General features: G+C 60.9%; 20 protein-coding genes and 1 riboswitch. Of the genes, 13 read left to right on the top strand and 7 right to left on the bottom strand.

Annotated features, from left to right (window positions below):
• Window positions 1-311: 311 nt before the first annotated feature.
• Window positions 312-1,928 carry an L-aspartate oxidase gene (nadB, locus tag JIO00_RS07100; RefSeq protein WP_010462271.1) on the top strand — a complete coding sequence of 539 codons (1,617 nt, stop codon included), beginning with the start codon at window positions 312-314 and terminating at the stop codon, window positions 1,926-1,928.
• Here the strand turns inward: nadB and JIO00_RS07095 are convergent.
• Together JIO00_RS07095 and JIO00_RS07090 are read right to left on the bottom strand one after the other, a co-directional pair.
• Window positions 1,897-2,349 (bottom strand): protein YgfX, encoded by a 453-nt coding sequence (locus JIO00_RS07095; RefSeq protein WP_081853964.1) that lies wholly within the window; start codon window positions 2,347-2,349, stop codon window positions 1,897-1,899. The genes nadB and JIO00_RS07095 overlap by 32 nt on opposite strands.
• Window positions 2,333-2,587 carry an FAD assembly factor SdhE gene (locus JIO00_RS07090; RefSeq protein ID WP_145307395.1) on the bottom strand — a complete coding sequence of 85 codons (255 nt, stop codon included), beginning with the start codon at window positions 2,585-2,587 and terminating at the stop codon, window positions 2,333-2,335. The genes JIO00_RS07095 and JIO00_RS07090 overlap by 17 nt, the downstream gene beginning before the upstream one ends.
• Before the next feature lie 148 nt (window positions 2,588-2,735).
• Here JIO00_RS07090 and ygfZ point away from each other — a divergent pair, with 148 nt between their 5' ends.
• Window positions 2,736-3,677 carry a CAF17-like 4Fe-4S cluster assembly/insertion protein YgfZ gene (ygfZ, locus tag JIO00_RS07085; RefSeq protein ID WP_010462277.1) on the top strand — a complete coding sequence of 314 codons (942 nt, stop codon included), beginning with the start codon at window positions 2,736-2,738 and terminating at the stop codon, window positions 3,675-3,677.
• Window positions 3,678-3,712: 35 nt separating this feature from the next.
• Window positions 3,713-4,534 carry an HDOD domain-containing protein gene (locus JIO00_RS07080; RefSeq protein ID WP_010462279.1) on the top strand — a complete coding sequence of 274 codons (822 nt, stop codon included), beginning with the start codon at window positions 3,713-3,715 and terminating at the stop codon, window positions 4,532-4,534.
• Window positions 4,535-4,578: 44 nt separating this feature from the next.
• On the opposite strand, the gene JIO00_RS07075 is transcribed toward JIO00_RS07080, so the two are convergent.
• Together JIO00_RS07075 and JIO00_RS07070 are read right to left on the bottom strand one after the other, a co-directional pair.
• Window positions 4,579-5,967, bottom strand: a complete 1,389-nt coding sequence (locus JIO00_RS07075; RefSeq protein ID WP_010462282.1) for a sensor histidine kinase — start codon at window positions 5,965-5,967, stop codon at window positions 4,579-4,581.
• Window positions 5,960-6,631 carry a response regulator gene (locus tag JIO00_RS07070; RefSeq protein WP_007898613.1) on the bottom strand — a complete coding sequence of 224 codons (672 nt, stop codon included), beginning with the start codon at window positions 6,629-6,631 and terminating at the stop codon, window positions 5,960-5,962. Before JIO00_RS07070 ends, JIO00_RS07075 begins: the two co-directional genes overlap by 8 nt.
• 391 nt (window positions 6,632-7,022) lie before the next feature.
• Here JIO00_RS07070 and JIO00_RS07065 point away from each other — a divergent pair, with 391 nt between their 5' ends.
• From JIO00_RS07065 to JIO00_RS07050, 4 genes are read left to right on the top strand one after another with little or no spacing between them, the layout of a single operon-like run.
• Complete coding sequence (locus JIO00_RS07065) at window positions 7,023-8,000, top strand: Bug family tripartite tricarboxylate transporter substrate binding protein (RefSeq protein WP_010462285.1); 978 nt, start codon at window positions 7,023-7,025, stop codon at window positions 7,998-8,000.
• Between the two features lie 58 nt (window positions 8,001-8,058).
• Window positions 8,059-8,517 (top strand): tripartite tricarboxylate transporter TctB family protein, encoded by a 459-nt coding sequence (locus JIO00_RS07060; RefSeq protein ID WP_010462287.1) that lies wholly within the window; start codon window positions 8,059-8,061, stop codon window positions 8,515-8,517.
• A gap of 1 nt (window position 8,518) precedes the next feature.
• On the top strand, window positions 8,519-10,033 hold the full coding sequence (locus JIO00_RS07055; RefSeq protein ID WP_083374828.1) for a tripartite tricarboxylate transporter permease: 1,515 nt from the start codon (window positions 8,519-8,521) through the stop codon (window positions 10,031-10,033).
• Window positions 10,026-11,066 (top strand): AbrB family transcriptional regulator, encoded by a 1,041-nt coding sequence (locus JIO00_RS07050; RefSeq protein WP_083374829.1) that lies wholly within the window; start codon window positions 10,026-10,028, stop codon window positions 11,064-11,066. Before JIO00_RS07055 ends, JIO00_RS07050 begins: the two co-directional genes overlap by 8 nt.
• An 87-nt stretch (window positions 11,067-11,153) precedes the next feature.
• Here JIO00_RS07050 and ung read toward each other — a convergent pair whose 3' ends face one another.
• Complete coding sequence (gene ung / locus JIO00_RS07045) at window positions 11,154-11,846, bottom strand: uracil-DNA glycosylase (RefSeq protein WP_010462292.1); 693 nt, start codon at window positions 11,844-11,846, stop codon at window positions 11,154-11,156.
• Between the two features lie 132 nt (window positions 11,847-11,978).
• On the opposite strand from ung, the gene JIO00_RS07040 reads away from it, so the two are divergent.
• On the top strand, window positions 11,979-13,091 hold the full coding sequence (locus JIO00_RS07040) for an enoyl-CoA hydratase/isomerase family protein (protein WP_010462294.1): 1,113 nt from the start codon (window positions 11,979-11,981) through the stop codon (window positions 13,089-13,091).
• Between the two features lie 117 nt (window positions 13,092-13,208).
• Here JIO00_RS07040 and JIO00_RS07035 read toward each other — a convergent pair whose 3' ends face one another.
• Window positions 13,209-13,652, bottom strand: coding sequence for a hypothetical protein (locus JIO00_RS07035; protein WP_083374830.1), 444 nt, complete (start codon window positions 13,650-13,652; stop codon window positions 13,209-13,211).
• Window positions 13,653-13,819: 167 nt separating this feature from the next.
• The gene (locus tag JIO00_RS07030) at window positions 13,820-14,062 is read right to left on the bottom strand and encodes a hypothetical protein (protein WP_083374831.1); all 243 of its coding nucleotides are present in this window, start codon (window positions 14,060-14,062) and stop codon (window positions 13,820-13,822) included.
• A 278-nt stretch (window positions 14,063-14,340) separates the two neighbouring features.
• Window positions 14,341-14,441, top strand: a riboswitch (guanidine-I (ykkC/yxkD leader).
• A gap of 62 nt (window positions 14,442-14,503) precedes the next feature.
• Here JIO00_RS07030 and JIO00_RS07025 point away from each other — a divergent pair.
• From JIO00_RS07025 to JIO00_RS07005, 5 genes are read left to right on the top strand one after another with little or no spacing between them, the layout of a single operon-like run.
• Window positions 14,504-15,571 carry a putative urea ABC transporter substrate-binding protein gene (locus JIO00_RS07025; protein ID WP_083374832.1) on the top strand — a complete coding sequence of 356 codons (1,068 nt, stop codon included), beginning with the start codon at window positions 14,504-14,506 and terminating at the stop codon, window positions 15,569-15,571.
• Window positions 15,572-15,586: 15 nt separating this feature from the next.
• Window positions 15,587-16,402, top strand: a complete 816-nt coding sequence (locus JIO00_RS07020; RefSeq protein WP_077749608.1) for an ABC transporter permease — start codon at window positions 15,587-15,589, stop codon at window positions 16,400-16,402.
• Window positions 16,399-17,187 carry an ABC transporter ATP-binding protein gene (locus JIO00_RS07015; RefSeq protein ID WP_200667873.1) on the top strand — a complete coding sequence of 263 codons (789 nt, stop codon included), beginning with the start codon at window positions 16,399-16,401 and terminating at the stop codon, window positions 17,185-17,187. Before JIO00_RS07020 ends, JIO00_RS07015 begins: the two co-directional genes overlap by 4 nt.
• Before the next feature lie 12 nt (window positions 17,188-17,199).
• Window positions 17,200-17,925: an urea amidolyase associated protein UAAP1 gene (locus tag JIO00_RS07010; protein ID WP_200667872.1), complete on the top strand. Its 726-nt coding sequence runs from the start codon at window positions 17,200-17,202 to the stop codon at window positions 17,923-17,925.
• Between the two features lie 11 nt (window positions 17,926-17,936).
• Window positions 17,937-18,578 carry an urea amidolyase associated protein UAAP2 gene (locus JIO00_RS07005; protein WP_077749606.1) on the top strand — a complete coding sequence of 214 codons (642 nt, stop codon included), beginning with the start codon at window positions 17,937-17,939 and terminating at the stop codon, window positions 18,576-18,578.
• Window positions 18,579-18,689 lie beyond the last annotated feature (111 nt).

Raw genomic sequence — 18,689 nt, 5'->3', positions numbered from 1 at the left:
CGTCTATTGATCTTGGGCCTTTGGCAAAAGTTCCAAATATTTATAGCCGGGCGAAAGCGACATTGTGCAACCCTGGACAGAAAAAGACTGTTAAATCGTTGATACAGTCACCTTGTCGCCGAACCGGCCGAAAAATCATCCGACGAAGCGTCAGGTATTTTCCGTCACAGTAGTTTCACAATGCCATATGCGCTCGGGTATTGTGCCGCTCCCCCCCTCTATATACTAGTGGGCTGTGTGGCTGCCTTGACTCGCCGTTCCACGAGTCTTGCACCAACCCCGACCCGGGTCGCTTTGAGCGGAATCCTGAAATGAGCCAACAGTTTCAACACGATGTTCTGGTCATTGGCAGCGGCGCTGCCGGTTTGAGCCTTGCGCTGACCTTACCCGGTCATTTGCGCATTGCCGTACTGAGTAAAGGCGACCTCGCCAACGGCTCGACTTTCTGGGCCCAGGGCGGCGTTGCTGCCGTTCTGGACGACACCGATACTGTCGAATCCCACGTCGATGACACCCTCAATGCCGGCGGTGGCCTCTGCCACGAAGACGCCGTGCGCTTTACCGTCGAGCACAGTAAAGAAGCCATCCAGTGGCTGATCGATCAAGGCGTACCGTTTACCCGCGATGAACAATCCGGCACTGAAGACGGTGGATTCGAGTTTCACCTGACCCGGGAAGGCGGTCACAGCCATCGGCGCATTATTCATGCGGCCGATGCCACGGGCGCGGCGATCTTCAAAACCCTGCTCGCCCAGGCCAGACTCAGACCGAATATCGAACTGATGGAACAGCGGGTCGCCATCGACCTGATCACCGAAAAACGCCTGGGCCTGGAAGGCGATCGCTGCCTGGGTGCTTACGTGCTGAATCGCAGCACCGGCGAAGTCGACACGTACGGTGCACGATTCGTCATCCTGGCATCCGGCGGAGCGGCGAAGGTCTACCTCTATACCAGTAATCCGGACGGTGCCTGTGGCGATGGCATTGCCATGGCATGGCGTTCCGGCTGCCGGGTGGCCAACCTGGAGTTCAACCAGTTCCACCCGACCTGCCTTTATCACCCGCAAGCCAAGAGTTTCCTGATCACTGAAGCCCTGCGCGGCGAAGGCGCACACCTGAAGCTGCCCAACGGCGAACGCTTCATGCAGCGTTTCGACCCGCGTGCCGAACTCGCGCCCCGGGACATCGTCGCCCGTGCCATCGACCATGAGATGAAGCGCCTGGGTGTCGACTGCGTCTATCTGGACATCAGCCACAAGCCCGAAGCGTTCATCAAGACTCACTTCCCGACGGTGTATGAACGCTGCCTCGAGTTTTCCATCGACATCACCAAACAACCGATCCCGGTGGTTCCGGCGGCGCACTACACGTGCGGCGGTGTGATGGTCGATCAGCACGGTCGCACCGACGTGCCGGGGCTGTATGCCATTGGCGAAACCAGTTTCACCGGCCTGCACGGTGCCAACCGCATGGCCAGCAACTCGCTGCTGGAATGTTTTGTCTATGCCCGTTCGGCCGCGGCGGACATTCTGGAACAGCTGCCGCAGGTGTCGGTTCCGATCGCCCTGCCCGTCTGGGATGCCAGTCAGGTCACCGACTCCGACGAAGACGTGATCATTGCGCACAACTGGGATGAACTGCGGCGATTCATGTGGGACTACGTAGGCATCGTGCGCACCAACAAGCGCTTGCAACGCGCGCAGCACCGCGTGCGGCTGTTGCTGGACGAGATCGACGAGTTCTACAGCAACTATAAGGTCAGTCGCGATTTGATCGAGTTGCGCAACCTGGCCCAGGTGGCGGAGCTGATGATTCGGTCAGCCATGGAGCGCAAGGAAAGTCGCGGCCTGCATTACACCCTCGACTACCCGAACATGCTACCCGTTGCGCTGGACACTATTCTGGTGCCGCCCACCTACGTCGACTGAATGTAAGCCTGACCCGCAGGCGCCGGTGCACATCCGCCGCCTGCGAGTCGTGGGGAACGCAGATTGATCTGACTCGCCGCTCGCCTCGCAGTCGAAAACGCAGCACCACCATCAGCGGTAACGCCAGGCTGTCCGGCCTTAGCTGCACGGGCTGCCAACCTGAGGCCTGATTCCACAACTGCCAGCCGTCGGCATCGCGCCGCAAACCGCGAAATGCCTGTGGATGCGTCAGCAAAATCAGGCGTGGCAGCAGCCAGATTCCGTGAACCACACACAGCGTCATGCCGAGCAGACTGGCCCAGAGCGGTATGGAGAGCAGAAACAAAGAACCCAGCGCGAACAGCTGGGCCATAAGATACGCCGCCAGCAACTGCCGTGAGGCATGCCAGCGGCATTCGAACGCATTACTTGGGCTGGACACGATCCAGGATCATGCGAACCATGCGCTGAAGCTCCGGATCTTCCGATTCAGCGCGCTCCATGAACCAGCCGAACATGTCCTGGTCTTCGCATTCAAGCAGCTTGCGGTAGCACTCGCGATCTTCCTTGTTGAGGTGCGGGTAGACCTCCTTAACGAACGGCACCAGCAACACGTCAAGCTCAAGCATGCCGCGGCGGCTGTGCCAGTAGAGGCGATTCAGTTCAACATCTTCGACCATGGAGCGCTCCTCAAATAGGCGGCAAGTATACAGCCCCGGCCCCGGTCGAACACTCGGCTTTGGTCGGGCGCCATCGACCTTTGTGAACTACCCATTTCGAGAGCGCCCCCTTATGATGTCCCCCAGACTCTTTACCCTGCGATGACCCATGGCCGATTCTGCTTTTTTCTGCACCCTGTCCCATGAAGGCGTTCTTGCAGTCCGCGGTGCGGACGCCAGCAAATTCCTGCAAGGCCAATTGACCTGCAACCTCAATTACCTGAGCGATACCCAGGCCAGCCTCGGCGCACGCTGCACGCAGAAAGGCCGGATGCAATCGAGTTTCCGCATCGTGCTGGAAGGTGACGGCGTGCTGCTGGCGATGGCCAGCGAGCTGCTTGAGCCGCAGCTGGCGGACCTGAAAAAGTACGCCGTGTTCTCCAAATCCAAACTGACCGATGAAAGCGCCGCCTGGGTCCGCTTCGGACTCGATCATGGCGATGCTGCACTGAGCAGCCTGGGTCTTGAGTTGCCAGCAGACACCGACAGCGTCGTGCGTCATGAAAGTCTGATCGCCATTCGTGTCTCGCCGGACCGCGCCGAACTGTGGGTCGCCGCCGATCAGGCCGACCTCATCAAAAGCAAGCTGTCCGCCCTGCTGTCCGAAGGCACTCTGAATCAATGGCTGCTGGGCCAGATCCGCGCAGGGATCGGCCAGGTCATGCCGAGCACCCGCGAGCTGTTCATCCCGCAGATGCTCAACCTGCAAGCCGTCGGTGGCGTGAGTTTCAAAAAGGGTTGCTACACCGGCCAGGAAATCGTCGCGCGCATGCAGTACCTGGGCAAACTCAAGCGTCGCTTGTATCGCTTGACGTTGGATGCCAGCGAATTGCCCGAGCCTGGTACGCCACTGTTTTCCCCGTCACACGGCAGTTCTATCGGCGAAGTGGTGCTGGCCGCCAGCGCCGGACAAAACATTGAACTCCTGGCCGTGCTGCAAGCCGAAGCAGCAGAAGGTGGTGACATTCATCTGGGCACCCTCGAAGGGCCGGCCCTGCACCTGCTCGACCTGCCTTATCAACTGGATCGCGATCGCGAAATCCAGCGTTAACCGCAGCACTTGTTGTAACACCCTAGAGAAAAGAAATGAGCGAGCTGGCGGATAAGGTCCAACAGGATTTGGTTGAGGCCATCGATAACGATGACCTGGTTCTGCCAACGTTACCGGAAGTGGCCCTGCAGATTCGCAAGGCCGCTGAAGACCCGGAAGTCAGTGTCAGCACCCTGAGTAAAGTGATCGGCCGTGACACGGCGTTGTCGGCGCGTCTGATCAAAGTGGTCAATAGCCCGCTGCTGCGCGCGACCCAGGAAGTGACTGACCTGCACACGGCGATCACGCGGTTGGGCGTCAACTACAGCAGTAATCTGGCGATCGGCTTGGTGATGGAGCAAATTTTCCACGCCCGCTCTGAAGTGGTGGCGCAGAAAATGCGCGATGTCTGGCGTAAAAGCCTGGAAATCGCCGGCGTCAGCTACGCGCTGTGCCGCAGTTACACACAACTCAAACCAGATCAGGCAGCCCTTGGCGGGCTGGTGCATCAGATTGGCGTACTGCCTATCCTGACCTACGCCGAAGACCACTACGAATTGCTGTCTGATGCGGTCAGCCTCAACCATGTCATCGATCGCATTCATCCCTTGATCGGCGACAAACTGCTCAGGGTCTGGGAATTCCCGGAAATGCTGGTGCAGTTGCCGGGGTTGTACCTGGACTTCAAACGCCAGTCCGAGCGGGTCGATTATGTCGATCTGGTTCAGGTGGCCAGCCTGTATTGCCACAAGGACACCGACCACCCGCTGGCCCGTATCGATGCGTTCAGCGTGCCGGCGTTCAAGAAACTGGGGATCGACCCGGAGAATGAGGCGATGTGCAGGGATCTGGAAGAGTCGCGGTCGATGTTTTACTGATCTTTGTGGCGAGGGGGCTTGCCCTCTCGCCACAGGTAACATGTTCACTCCCCCGCAATAAAACTCACCCGCACCTTCAACCCCGCCGACTCACCATCGTGCAGGCTGATCTGTGCCAGGTGCGCGCGACAAATCTCACCGACAATCGCCAACCCTAATCCGGACCCGGCCACTTGCTGGTTGCGCCGGTAAAAGCGCTCGAACACCCGATCCCGCTCATCAACGGGAATTCCCGGCCCGTCATCCTCGACCTCCAGCACCGCCGGCGCCGTGACCCGCAGAATCACATTGCCCCCCGGCGGCGTGTGAGCGAGGGCGTTGTCCACCAGGTTGCTCAGCAGTTCATTCAGCAACGTCGGTTCGCCGCGCAGCCACACTGGCTCGTCAGCCTCCAGCGCCAGGGCGACGCCGCGGGCATGGGCCAACGGCGCCATGGCCATGCCCAGTTCGCGCGCCAACTGACTCAGGTCCAACAACTGCGCGCCGCCCTCGGCAATCGCCCGGGCCCCGTTCTCTACCCGCGCCAGAGAAAGCAATTGATTGGCCAGGTGAGTCAGGCGATCCGTGCCTTGGGCAGCGGTTTCCAGGGTGCTGCGCCAGGTTTGCGGTTCGTTTGAACGCAGGCCCAGTTCAAGTCGCGCCTTGAGCGCCGCCAACGGCGTGCGCAGTTCATGGGCGGCATCGGCAATAAACTGCGCCTGCCGCTCGAACTGCCCGCGCAGTCGCTCGGTAAAGTGGTTGAGCGCGCGCACCAGCGGCCACAACTCATGCTGCACTTCCACCAGCGGCAACGGCCGCAAATCATCCGACTGACGCTCTTCCACCGCCGTGCGCAAGCGCTCCAGCGGACGCAACGCCGCGCTGACCGCAAACCACACCATCAGCAACGCGCCGATGGCCAACATGCCCAAACGCAGCAACGTGTCCGCCGCCAGACTGCGAGCCATCGCGACCCGCGCCTCGTCGGTTTCTGCCACGCGGATTTCCGCCATGCCGTTCATGTTCGGCTCGCTCACCGGCTTGAGCAGGCTCACCACGCGCACGTTCTGACCTCGGTATTTAGCGTTATAGAAGCTCGCCAGCGCCGGATAGTCATCGGTACGCGGCGTTCCCGGGGGCGGCGGCGGGAGGTTTTCGTAACCGGAAATCAGTTTCTGATTGATGTCGTTGACCAGGTAAAAAATCCGCCCGGCGCTGTCGTAGGCGAAGGTATCGAGGGCCACGTAGGGCACGTCGGCGCTGAGGCTGCCATCGCGCTGGGACACACCGGCGGCGATGGTCCGCGCCGACGCCAGCAGGGTCCGGTCATAAGCCGTGTCGGCGGCTTCGCGGCCATTCCAGTACGCGCTCAAACCACTGGCCAACATTAACACCACCAACAACAGCGCCAGGTTCCACAACAACCGCCAGCGCAGGCTGCTGGGCTTATGCATCGCGGCTTTCCAGCAAATAGCCGAGGCCGCGGAAGGTCACGATAGCGACCGGTTGGCCATCCAGTTTCTTGCGCAGGCGGTGGACGTAGATTTCGATGGCATCCGGGCTCGCTTCTTCATCGAGGCCAAACACCTGAGCGGCCAGTTGCTCTTTGCTCATCACCCGACCGGGCCGGGCGATCAATGCCTCGAGGACCGCCTGCTCGCGAGAAGTCAGGGTCAGCAATTCTTCACCGAGGGTGAAGCGCCGAGTGTCCAGGTCATAGGCCAGGACGCCGCAGCGCTGCTGACGCTCACCGCCCAGCACGCTGCGCCGCAACAAGGCTTTGACCCGGGCCTCGAGTTCGGTCAGTTCAAAAGGTTTGGCCAGGTAATCGTCGGCGCCCAGGTTGAGCCCGTGCACCCGGTCCTTGACGTCGCTGCGCGCGGTCAGCATCAGCACCGGGAGGTTCTTGCCCCGGGCCCGCAGGCGCGCCAGCACTTCGAAACCATCCATGCGCGGCAGACCGACATCGAGGATCGCCACCGCGTATTCCTCGCTGCTCAAGGCCAGGTCGGCCGCCACGCCGTCGTGCAGCACATCCACGGTCAACCCGGTGCTCTTGAGCGCCTGGGCGACACTTTCGGCGAGCTGCAGATGGTCTTCGACGAGCAGGACACGCATGGATTGTTACCTCGTTCAGGGATGGTCGACGCCATTCTTTGGCGCGGAGTTTACAGCCGCATCCGCCGCTGTGAAGCCCGAAAACTGTGAAAGCCAACTGAAAGGTTAGCGAAAGGTTAGCCCGTTAGAGTCGCCCCACGGATGGTTTCGACTGCAGGCCACCCGATCGTGCTTTGAAATGTAGCTCCCGAAAAACGCCTCGATGCGTTTTCGCCAATAAGAACAATAACGAGGTACTGCACCATGCTGGCCAGACAGCTTCAGGTTTGCCCGTCCCACCCGTTTTTTCAATCCCTCTCGTTCACGTTTGTCAGCGCTCCTACCGGCTGCACGACGCGAATCCGCCGCACCTGAAACATCCCCAAAAACAAAAACTCCCGTGGAGACAACAATGAATCGATCACTGCGCCGTTTCGCCCTCGCCGCCAGCTGCATGCTGTTCGCCGGCCAACTGATGGCCGAGCCAAAACGCCCTGAATGCATCGCCCCGGCCTCGCCAGGCGGCGGTTTCGACCTGACCTGCAAACTGGCGCAAAGCGCGCTGGTGAACGAAAAACTGCTGACCAAACCGATGCGCGTGACCTACATGCCCGGCGGTGTCGGCGCGGTGGCGTACAACGCGGTAGTTGCTCAACGTCCGGCCGACGCCGGCACGCTGGTGGCGTGGTCCAGCGGTTCTCTGCTGAACCTGGCCCAAGGCAAGTTCGGTCGTTTCGATGAAACCAACGTTCGCTGGCTCGCCGCCGTCGGCACCAGCTATGGCGCCATCGCAGTAAAAAGCGATTCGCCTTACAAGACCCTCGACGATCTCGTGCAAGCACTGAAGAAAGATCCAAGCAAAGTGGTGATCGGCTCCGGCGGCACCGTCGGCAGCCAGGACTGGATGCAAACGGCGTTGATTGCGAAGGCTGCCGGGATCAACCCGCGTGACCTGCGTTACGTCGCCCTTGAAGGCGGCGGTGAAATCGCCACCGCCCTGCTCGGCGGCCACATCCAGGTCGGCAGCACCGACATCTCCGACTCCATGCCGCACATCCAGAGCGGTGACATGCGCTTGCTCGCCGTGTTCTCCGAGAAGCGCCTGGACGAGCCGGAAATGAAAGACATCCCGACCGCCAAGGAGCAAGGCTACGACATCGTCTGGCCAGTGGTTCGCGGTTTCTACCTCGGGCCTAAGGTCAGCGACGAAGACTACGCCTGGTGGAAAGACGCCTTCGACAAACTGCTGGCGTCCGAAGACTTCGCCAAGCTGCGCGATCAGCGTGAACTCTTCCCGTTCGCCATGACCGGCCCGGAACTGGACACCTACGTGAAGAAGCAGGTTGCGGACTACAAAGTGCTGGCCAAAGAGTTCGGCCTGATCCAGTGATCGCCTCTGTCTAGCGGCTGCGGCCCCGATTTGCGGGGCCGTGGCACAGGAGTTTCCCATGCTCTTACAACGCATTTTTGCTTCGGTGCTGTTGCTGGCCTGTGTTGGCCTGGCACTGATGGCCTGGCCGTACCAGGCGGCTTTTTCCTACGAACCGGTGGGCCCTCGCGCGTTTCCGCTACTGATGCTCGGTTTGATGGGGCTCGGCCTGCTGTACATGGTGTTTCGGCCGACGCCGATCATCCACAGCGACGATGACCCGAAACTGGACCGCGAAACGCTGATCAAGATCGGCATCTGTGTAGTGCTGTTGCTGGTGTTCGCCGGCACCTTCGAACCCCTGGGTTTCATCGTCGCCAGCATCCTGATCGGCGTCCCCATGGCTCGCCTGTACGGCGGCCGCTGGCTACCGAGCGCGGTGATCATCAGCCTGATGGCCATCGGTCTTTACCTGCTGTTCGACAAGCTGATGGACGTGCCACTGCCTTTGGGCGTACTCGACGTTCTGGAGAACTGATATGGATACTCTTGGCTATTTGGGTCAGGGCTTCGGCGTCGCGCTGACCCCGTATAACCTGGTGACCGCACTCTGCGGCACCCTGATCGGCACCGTGGTCGGCCTGTTGCCCGGCCTGGGTCCGATCAATGGCGTGGCGTTGTTGATCCCGATCGCGTTCGCCCTGGGCCTGCCACCGGAGTCGGCTTTGATCCTGTTGGCGGCGGTTTACCTGGGCTGCGAATACGGCGGCCGGATCAGCTCGATCCTGCTGAACATTCCGGGCGAAGCGTCCACTGTCATGACCACCCTCGACGGTTATCCGATGGCACGCAAAGGCATGGCCGGTGTGGCCCTGTCGTTGTCGGCATGGAGTTCGTTCATCGGTGCGTTCATCGCCACGTGCGGCATGGTGCTGTTCGCGCCGTTGCTGGCGAAATGGGCGATTGCCTTCGGTCCGGCAGAATATTTCGTGCTGATGGTGTTTGCGATTGTCTGTCTCGGCGGCATGGCCGGTGATCGTCCGCTGAAAACGTTCATTGCCGCGCTCATCGGTCTGTTTCTGTCGTGCGTCGGGATCGATGCCAACAGCGGCGTGTACCGTTTCACTGGAGACAACATCCATCTGACTGACGGCATTCAGTTCGTGGTGCTGGTGCTGGGCCTGTTCTCCATCAGCGAAATCCTCCTGCTGCTGGAGAAGACCCATCGCGGTCAGGAAGCGGTGAAAGCGACCGGCCGAATGATGTTCAACGTCAAGGAAGCTTCGGCGGTGTTCATGGTGAACATCCGTTGCGGCTTGCTGGGTTTCATCATGGGCGTGTTGCCGGGTGCGGGCGCGACCCTCGCCAGCGCCGTGGCCTACATGACCGAGAAGCGTATCGCCGGCGCCAAGGGCACCTTCGGCCAAGGTGACATGCGCGGCCTCGCCGCCCCGGAAACCGCCATCGGCGGTGCAGCCTGCGGTGCGCTGGTGCCCATGCTGACCCTCGGCGTTCCAGGTTCGGGGACCACAGCAGTGATGATCGGCGCGCTGTCGCTGTACAACATCACGCCCGGCCCGCTGTTGTTCCAGCAACAACCTGACATCGTCTGGGGCCTGATCGCCTCGTTGTTCGTCGCCAACGTCATGCTGGTGATCCTCAATATCCCGATGATCCGCATCTTCACCCGCATCCTCGCCGTGCCGAACTGGGCGCTGGTGCCGGTGATCGCGATCATTACCGGGATCGGCGTCTACGCGGTGCACGCCACCACCTTCGACCTGTTCCTGATGATCGGCATCGGCATCTTCGGTTACATCCTGCGCAAGCTGGACTTCCCGTTGTCGCCCGTGCTGCTGGGCTTCATCCTCGGTGGCTTGATGGAGCAAAACCTGCGCCGTGCGCTGTCGATCTCCAACGGTGCGCTGGAGATCCTCTGGTCGAGCCCGATCACTTTCGGTGTCTGGGTACTGACCGCGATCATGCTGCTGATGCCACTGCTGCGGATCTGGCGTAAACGTTCGGCTGCTCAACGCGCCATCGCCGATGTCTGATCGACCACCTTTCAACGCCTGGTGGGGTACGCCGTTGGTCGGCGCGCTGGGCGGTTACCTGGCCAGTCTGGTCGGCTGGCCGCTGCCGTGGATGGTTGGCTCGTTGCTGGCGATCATCCTGGTGCGCTGCCTGACACCCTGGCAATTGGCGGAAATCCCTGGTGGCCGCAAGTGCGGCCAATGGATCGTCGGGATCGGCATCGGCCTGCATTTCACCCCAGTGGTGATGGAGCAGGTGTTGAGTCACTTCGGCCTGATTTTCTTCGGTGCGTTGATCACCAGCCTGTCCGCCGTGGTCGGGGTCTGGTTGATGCGGCGCACCGGGGAGGATCGCGCTACCGCGTTCTTTTCCAGCATGCCGGGTGGCTCCGGGGAGATGGTCAACCTCGGCGCGCGCAATGGCGCGGTGCTCAGTCGCGTCGCGGCGGGGCAAAGTCTGCGAGTGCTGGTCGTCGTGCTTTGCGTGCCGGCAGCCTTCAAGTATTTGCTGGGCAGCGGCACACCGATTTTTCATCCCTCCGCCGTCAATTGGTGGTGGCTGGCGCTTCTTTTCCCGGCGGGCGCCTTGGCGGCCTGGCTCTGGGAACGTCTTCGTCAACCCAATCCGTGGCTGTTCGGGCCGTTGCTGGTCAGTGCAACGGTGAGCATCGGTTGGGATTTGCACATCGGCTTGCCCCATGGCGGGAGCCAGATCGGCCAATGGCTGATCGGCAGCGGCCTGGGCTGTCATTTCAATCGGCAGTTTTTCCGCCGGGCGCCCTCTTTTATGGGACGGACCTTGGTCGGCACGATTTTGACCATGCTGATCGCTACGGCGGCGGCACTGGGCTTGAGTGCGCTGACGCATCTGGATCTGCGTTCGCTGACGCTGGGCATGATGCCTGGCGGCATTGCGGAGATGAGCCTGACGGCGGAGACCTTGCAACTGTCCGTCCCGCTGGTGACGGCGATGCAGGTGATGCGGTTGTTGTTTGTGTTGTTTCTGGCGGAGCCGTTGTTCAGGTATTGGAATCGCGAGCCTGAGTCAGACTGAGGACCGAGTCGCCTTCTTCGCGGGCAAGCCTCGCTCCTACAGATTCGCGCAGGACCTGTAGGAGCGAGGCTTGCCCGCGAAGCTTTTTTAGACTGGCGGCAACCGCCACTCAATCGGCGTTTCGCCATTCTGTTCAAGAAACTTGTTGGTCCGGCTGAAATGCCCGCACCCGAGAAAACCGCGATAAGCGGACAGCGGTGACGGGTGCACCGACGTCAGCACCAGGTGCTTGGTGGCATCGATGAGTTTCTGTTTGCTCTGGGCATGCGCGCCCCACAGCATGAACACCAGATGTGGTTGCTGTTGACTGACCACTTCAATAATTCGATCCGTGAAAAACTGCCAGCCCTTGTCCTTGTGCGCATTGGCGTTGGCGCGCTCGACCGTCATCGTGGTGTTGAGCATCAACACGCCTTGATCAGCCCAGCTCTGCAGATAGCCGTGGTTGGGGATGTCGATGTTCAGGTCGCGTTTCAACTCTTTATAGATGTTTACCAGCGACGGTGGCGCCGGCACACCCGGTTGCACCGAGAAGCACAGCCCGTGGGCCTGTCCCGGGCCGTGATACGGGTCCTGACCGAGGATGACGACCTTGACCTTGTCCAGCGGCGTGGAGTTAAGGGCGTTGAAAATCATTGGGCCCGGAGGATAAATCTCCTTGCCCGCCGCGCGCTCCTGCTGCAGGAAATTACGCAACTCTGCCATGTAGGGCTGGTCGAATTCGGCACGTAGTGCCTCCTTCCAGCCCGGTTCGAGTTTGATACGGTCATCAGCAGTCATGGTTACATCCGGCAAAAACAATGGGGCGAACCCTAGGAAAGCCCACCACACTTGTCAATTGATCTGACGCAGATCCGGCACTTTCCTGTACAGCGATCATACTGAACGCTCAATTTCACTATCGAGGTCACGATGAATCTGCACTTCGAAGAACTCACCGGCACCGACGGTGCGCGCATCGGCATCGCCAGCCTGGATGCCGAAAAGTCGCTCAACGCCCTCTCCTTGCCGATGATCAATGCCCTGCGCGATCAGATGGACGCGTGGGCCAAGGATCCGCAAATCGTCTGCGTTCTGCTGCGCGGTAACGGCGCCAAGGCTTTTTGCGCCGGCGGCGAAGTGCGCAGTCTGGTCGAAGCCTGCCGCGCTCACCCCGGTGAAGTGCCGCCGTTGGCCGCGCACTTCTTTGCTGCGGAATATCGCCTGGACTTCAATCTGCATACCTACCCCAAACCGCTGATCTGCTGGGGCCATGGTTATGTGCTGGGCGGTGGCATGGGGTTGCTGCAAGGCGCAAGCATCCGGATTGTCACGCCGAGCAGCCGCCTGGCGATGCCGGAGATCAGTATCGGTCTGTATCCGGACGTTGGCGCCAGTTGGTTTCTGTCACGCCTGCCCGGCAAGCTCGGGCTGTTTCTGGGGCTGACCGGTGCACACATGAACGGTCGTGATGCGATCGACCTGGGCCTCGCCGACCGTTTCCTGCTCGATGAACAGCAAGAAGAGCTGATCGAAGGCTTGCTGCAATTGAATTGGCAGGAACAGACGCCAATGCAGCTCAACAGTCTGCTCAAGGCCTTGCAGCAGGAAGCCGTCGCGCAAATGCCCGCCGCGCAGTGGTTGCCTCGACGCCAACAAATCGATGAACTGTTGGATATCAGCGATGTGCGCTGCGCCTGGAAAGCCATCAGCGCTCTGCGCGATCATTCGGATCTACTGTTAAGTCGAGCGGCGAAGACCATGACCGAAGGTTCGCCCCTGACCGCTCATCTGGTGTGGGAACAGATCGCCCGCGCCCGGCACATGTCATTGGCGCAGGTCTTTCAGATGGAATACACGATCAGCCTCAACTGCTGCCGTCATCCGGAGTTCAGCGAGGGGGTTCGGGCGCGGTTGATTGATAAGGACCAGAAGCCGCACTGGCACTGGCCTGACATCAATAACGTGCCGGATGCGGTGGTAGAGGCGCACTTTCATAAAGTCTGGGAAGGTCGGCATCCGTTGGCCGATCTGTCGGAATACTAAAAAATGTGGGAGCGAGCCTGCTCGCGAAGGGGGCGTGTCAGTCGACATTGATGTCGCCTGACCTACCACCTTCGCGAGCAGGCTCGCTCCCACAGGTATTGCGTTTAGTTGATGAGGTTAACGACGGCCGCCCCGGCCATCGTGATCGCCGCGACCGTTATGGTCGCCTCGTCCGCCGTGATTGTTGCGTCCGCCATGGCCACGGTTATCGTTGCTCCAACCGCCGCGGTTACGGCCGTCCCAACCATGGGCCCGGTAGTCGCCCCGTTGCGACTGGTAATAACGAGGCGCCGGTTGATAAACCCGCGGCTGGTGGTAATACCGCGGCGTTGGCTGGTAATACCGCGCCGGTGGCGCGTAATAGCGGCGCGGCTGCGTGTAGTAACCGCCGCCACCTGAATAGTAAGGTCCGCCACCGGAATAATAGGTGGGCGCTGGCGAGGTATAGACATCGGAACGGTAGTAGCTGCCTCCTCCATCGGAATAGGGCACGCACGCACCAAGAGACAATCCCAATACTGCAATCAGAAGAATTCGGTGGAGCTGTTTTCGACAGAGCATGGCGGCCTCCTGGACCGCGAGTGAGCCATACCAGCGACGCTGGCAGGCGACAGTCAATTATTCGGTGACTGTCGAAAGATCAGACATCGTTTTCCAAATCTGGTGCGTTCCTGAAACAGATTGAAACAAGTAGCCGATGAAAGGTTTTTCATCTATTCACCCGCTGATTAATGGTGGCCACCGCGGTATCCACCGCCGTAATGACGTGGCCCGTGCCCGCCCCAATAGTAGTAGCGATAGCCCCCATAGAAACGCGGGCCGTAGTAATAACGTGGGCCGTAATAGTAGGAATAGGGAGAATAGCCGGGGTAGTAATAAGGCGCGGAATACACATCGTAACCACCGGCGTAGTAATAGCAGCCGGATAGCCCAAGACCGAGAACCATACCGAACAACAGTCGACGAAACATGGCGGCCTCCTGAAAGACCCACAGCCGCAACAGGCCGGCTGACACCCATTTGACTGGCAATGCCGGGGCGAGTGCCGAAGGGTGCGGACCTTCAGATCAGCGGACACGAACGTCCCATAGCGGTGCACCCGCGCACCATCACAAGGCAACACCGCCTCGCCTGCCCCAAGCGCTCATCGCGCAATCCCCTACCCTAGAGCCCTCAGGCCAACTTGGCACGGCTCTCGCTTTAGCAAACCCGTGCAAGAGTCATCACAAGGTTCGCGGCACCACAATTTGCAATGGCTGACTAGGGTTCCGGCTCGCTAAGGCGAGTGGCTGGTCCGAGAGTTGGCGACCTCCAGTTGAGGTTACACGGCGGGACAAAAGCCCGGGAGACAAGCCACCGTTCGCGGTGCCGCGTTGACTCCTGCCCGCCCTTGATCAACTGGAGAACCACCCATGCTCAAGCTTCGTTTACCCGCCCTGCTCGCCGCTGCCTTCGCAGCCCTCGTGAGCCTCCCGTCCCACGCCGCTCAAAAAGACCACTTCAGCGTCTGCTGGACCATCTACGCCGGCTGGATGCCCTGGGAATACGCCGGCAGCCAAGGCATCGTCGACAAATGGGCGAAGAAGTACGGCATCAAAATCGATGTGGTGCAGCTCAATGACTACGTCGAATCCATCAACCAGTACACCGCCGGCCAGTTCGACGGTTGCACCATGACCAACATGGACGCGCTGACCATTCCGGCGGCCGGTGGCGTCGACAGCACCGCGCTGATCGTCAGCGACTTCTCCAACGGCAACGATGGCATCGTGCTCAAGGGCGATGGCAAGAAGGTCGCCGACCTCAAGGGCATGGACGTCAATCTGGTCGAACTGTCGGTGTCGCACTACCTGCTGGCCCGGGCGCTGGATTCGGTCGACCTCACCGAGAAAGACCTGAAAGTGGTCAACACCTCGGACGCCGATATCTCGGCCGCCTTCAACACCGATCAGGTCAACGCCGTCACCACCTGGAACCCGATGCTGTCGGACATCAAGGCCAAGCCCGGGGTGACCGAAGTCTTCAACTCCAGCCAGATCCCCGGCGAAATCATGGACATGATGGTGGTCAACAGCGCCACCCTCAAAGACAACCCGGCCCTGGGCAAAGCCCTGACTGGCGCCTGGTTCGAAGTGGTCGCGTTGATGAACGCGAAAAGCGGCGCCAGCAAGGTCGCACTCGAACACATGGCCAAAGCTTCGGGCACCGACCTGGCCGGTTTCCAGTCGCAACTCGACACCACCAAATTGTTCGCCACGCCCAAGGAAGCCCTGGACTTCTCCACCAGCAAGCAATTGCCGGAAACCATGCGCAAGGTCGCCGAGTTTTCGTTCCAGCACGGCTTGCTGGGTGAAGGCGCCAAAGACACCAGCGCCGTCGGCATGGCCTTCGCCAATGGCGTGACCAGCGGCGACAAGACCAACCTCAAGCTGCGCTTCGACCCGACCTACGTGCAGATGGCCGCTGACGCCAAGCTGTAAACCGGAGGACTGGCCATGCGCCTGATCAATCGCCACCCGGATCGCCCGAGTCGTCTGCTGTTGGTGATCCTGCCGTTCGCCCTGGTGCTGTTCGCCTACTTCATGGGCTCGGCCGAGCGGCTGACGGATAACCCCAATGACAAGCTATTGCCGAGCGCCGTGCAGATGACCGACGCGGTGAAACGCCTGGCGTTCACTGCCGACACCCGCACCGGTGAATACCTGTTGTGGCAAGACACCGCGTCCAGCCTGCGCCGCCTGGCCATCGGCCTCGGCATCAGTGCGCTGGCCGGGCTGTGCCTGGGCATCGCCGCCGGAACGTTGCCGCTGTTCGGCGCGCCGTTGTCGCCGTTGCTGACGGTGTTGTCGATGGTGCCGCCACTGGCAATCCTGCCGATTCTGTTCATCGTCTTCGGGCTGGGGGAATTGTCGAAAGTGATGCTGATCGTGATCGGCATCACCCCGTGCCTGGCCCGTGATCTGGAACAGCGCGCCCGGGAAATTCCGGTCGAGTTGCTGATCAAGGCCCAGACCCTCGGCGCGTCGACCTGGACATTGATGCTGCGCGTGGTGCTGCCACAACTGTTGCCGCGTCTGCTGATCTCGCTGCGCTTGATGCTCGGCTCGGCGTGGCTTTTTCTGATCGCCGCCGAAGCCATCGCCTCCACCGACGGCCTCGGCTATCGGATTTTTCTGGTGCGCCGCTACCTGGCGATGGACGTGATTCTGCCTTACGTGGTGTGGATCACCCTGCTCGCCTGGTTGATGGATTGGGGCCTCAAACGCCTGACCCAACGCGCGTTCCCTTGGTATGAAGGAGCCCGCGCATGAGCTTCATCACGGTAAAAAACGTCTGGCAGCAATACGCCGATCAAGTCGTGCTCGAAGGCCTGAACCTGAACGTCAACGAAGGTGAATTCTGCACCTTGGTCGGCGCGTCGGGTTGCGGCAAGTCGACCTTCCTGCGCCTGTTGCTCGGCCAGGAACGCGCCAGTCGCGGCGAGATTCTGCTGGACGGTCTGGCCCTGGCCGGCGAACCGGATTCCAGCCGTGGCGTGGTGTTCCAGCGTTACTCGGTGTTCCCGCACCTGACCGTGCTCGATAACGTCGCCCTCGGCCTCGAACTGCCGCGCTCGCCCGTGCTCGGGCGCTTGTTCGGCAGTGCAAAAAAAGACGCCCGCGAACAGGCCTCGGTGCTGCTGCACAAGGTCGGCCTCGGCCATTCGCTGGACAAGTACCCGGCGCAGCTGTCCGGCGGCATGCAACAACGGCTGGCCATCGCCCAGGCGCTGATCATGAAACCCCGCGTGTTGCTGCTCGACGAACCGTTCGGCGCGCTCGATCCGGGCATCCGCAAAGACATGCACGCCTTGCTGCTGGAGCTGTGGCGCGAGACGCAACTGACGGTGTTCATGGTCACCCATGACCTGTCCGAAGGTTTCAGCCTCGGCACTCGTTTGCTGGTGTTCGACAAGGTCCGCGTCGACCCGCACGCCCCCGGTGCCTATGGCGCGCGCATCACTTACGACATCCCTTTGAACAGCGACCGCCGCGTCAACCGCGCCGCCGTCGATGCCTTGCCGGCTGCGCTGGCGGGCACGCTTCGTATCGCTTAGAGGAATTTTGAAATGACTGATTCGCCCCAACTGTTCCCGCCCTTCGCCGAAGAAATGCTCCCTGGCGGCGGCCATCGTTCGTTCGTGTTGAAACGCGGCCAGTTGCTGCGCCTGACCGACCTGCGGGGCGGCGCCAACGTCAGCCTGACGCTGCTCAATGCCAATGAAAAAACCGAACGCCTGAACCTGCCCGACAGCCTCAAATGCCAACACACCGCCAAGCTCACCCGCGGCCATTGCCTCTACTCGGACATGGGCCGCGTGCTCGCCGCGATCACCGCCGACACCTGTGGCTGGAGCGACAGCCTCGGCGGCGTGCTCTGCGCTGAAGAAGTCGCGGAAAAATACGGCGCCGGGCGTTATCAGGAACTGCGCAACGGCTTTTTCCGCAACGGCACCGACAACCTGTTGGTGGAACTGGGCAAGTGGGGATTGGGCCTGTCGGATCTGTTGATGACCCTCAACCTGTTCAGCCGCGTCAACGTCGATGAAGCCGGGCGTTTCCACTTTGTCGAAGGCAACTCGAAGGCCGGCGATTACATCGAGTTGTACGCGCCGATGGACACCCTGGTGGTACTCACCGCGTTGCAGCATCCGATGGACCCGTCGCCGGACTACGCACCCAAACCCCTGAAGCTCAGCTGGATGAACGCCGACGCCAGCGTCGCCGAACATTGCCGCACCTCGCGCCCGGAAAACGAGCGCGGCTTCATCAACACCGACCGTTTGTTCGCCTGAGGATCGCTGCCATGTCACTTGCAATCGCTACCGCTCAACAGTCGCCTGAAACCGCGGTCTACCGCGCCACCATCCCGGCCGGCGAACCGTGGCTGATGGAGGTCAAGGCCGGCCAGACCCTGCGCATCCTCGACCTGGAAGGTAATCAGGCCGTCGACACCTTGTTCTACAGCGTGGCCAACCCGAAGGAACGTTATGACGTGCAGCGCACGTTGCGCCGGCAGAACAGCGTCTACCTGAGCACCGGCAGCGTGCTTTATTCCAACCTCGGCAAACCGATGCTGACCATCGTCGCCGACACCTGCGGGCGTCACGACACCCTCGGCGGCGCCTGCGCGCAAGAGAGCAACACCGTGCGCTACGCCTTGGAGAAACGCTACATGCACAGTTGCCGCGACAACTACCTGCGCGCCTGCGTGCATGACGGGCGACTGGGCAAAGGCGACATCGGACCGAACATCAACTTCTTCATGAACGTGCCGGTCACCGCCGACGGCGGGCTGACCTTTGAAGACGGCATCTCGGCACCGGGCAAATACGTCGACCTGCGCGCCGAAATGGACGTGATCGTGCTGATCTCCAACTGCCCGCAACTGAACAATCCGTGCAACGCCTACAACCCGACCCCTGCGGAGCTTTTGGTATGGAACTGAAATTCGCGCGGTTGCGGCGGTGGTTGTTCGCCCTGTGCCAGGCCCGTTCCGGGCAGTGCCTCAAAAAGTAAGAACACCTCGCTCCCACAGGGGTTCAGTGGTGTTTTCAAG

The organism is Pseudomonas sp. SW-3, assembly GCF_016615645.1.
Taxonomy (GTDB): domain Bacteria; phylum Pseudomonadota; class Gammaproteobacteria; order Pseudomonadales; family Pseudomonadaceae; genus Aquipseudomonas; species Aquipseudomonas mandelii.
This window is presented reverse-complemented; position numbering and strand designations above follow the sequence as displayed.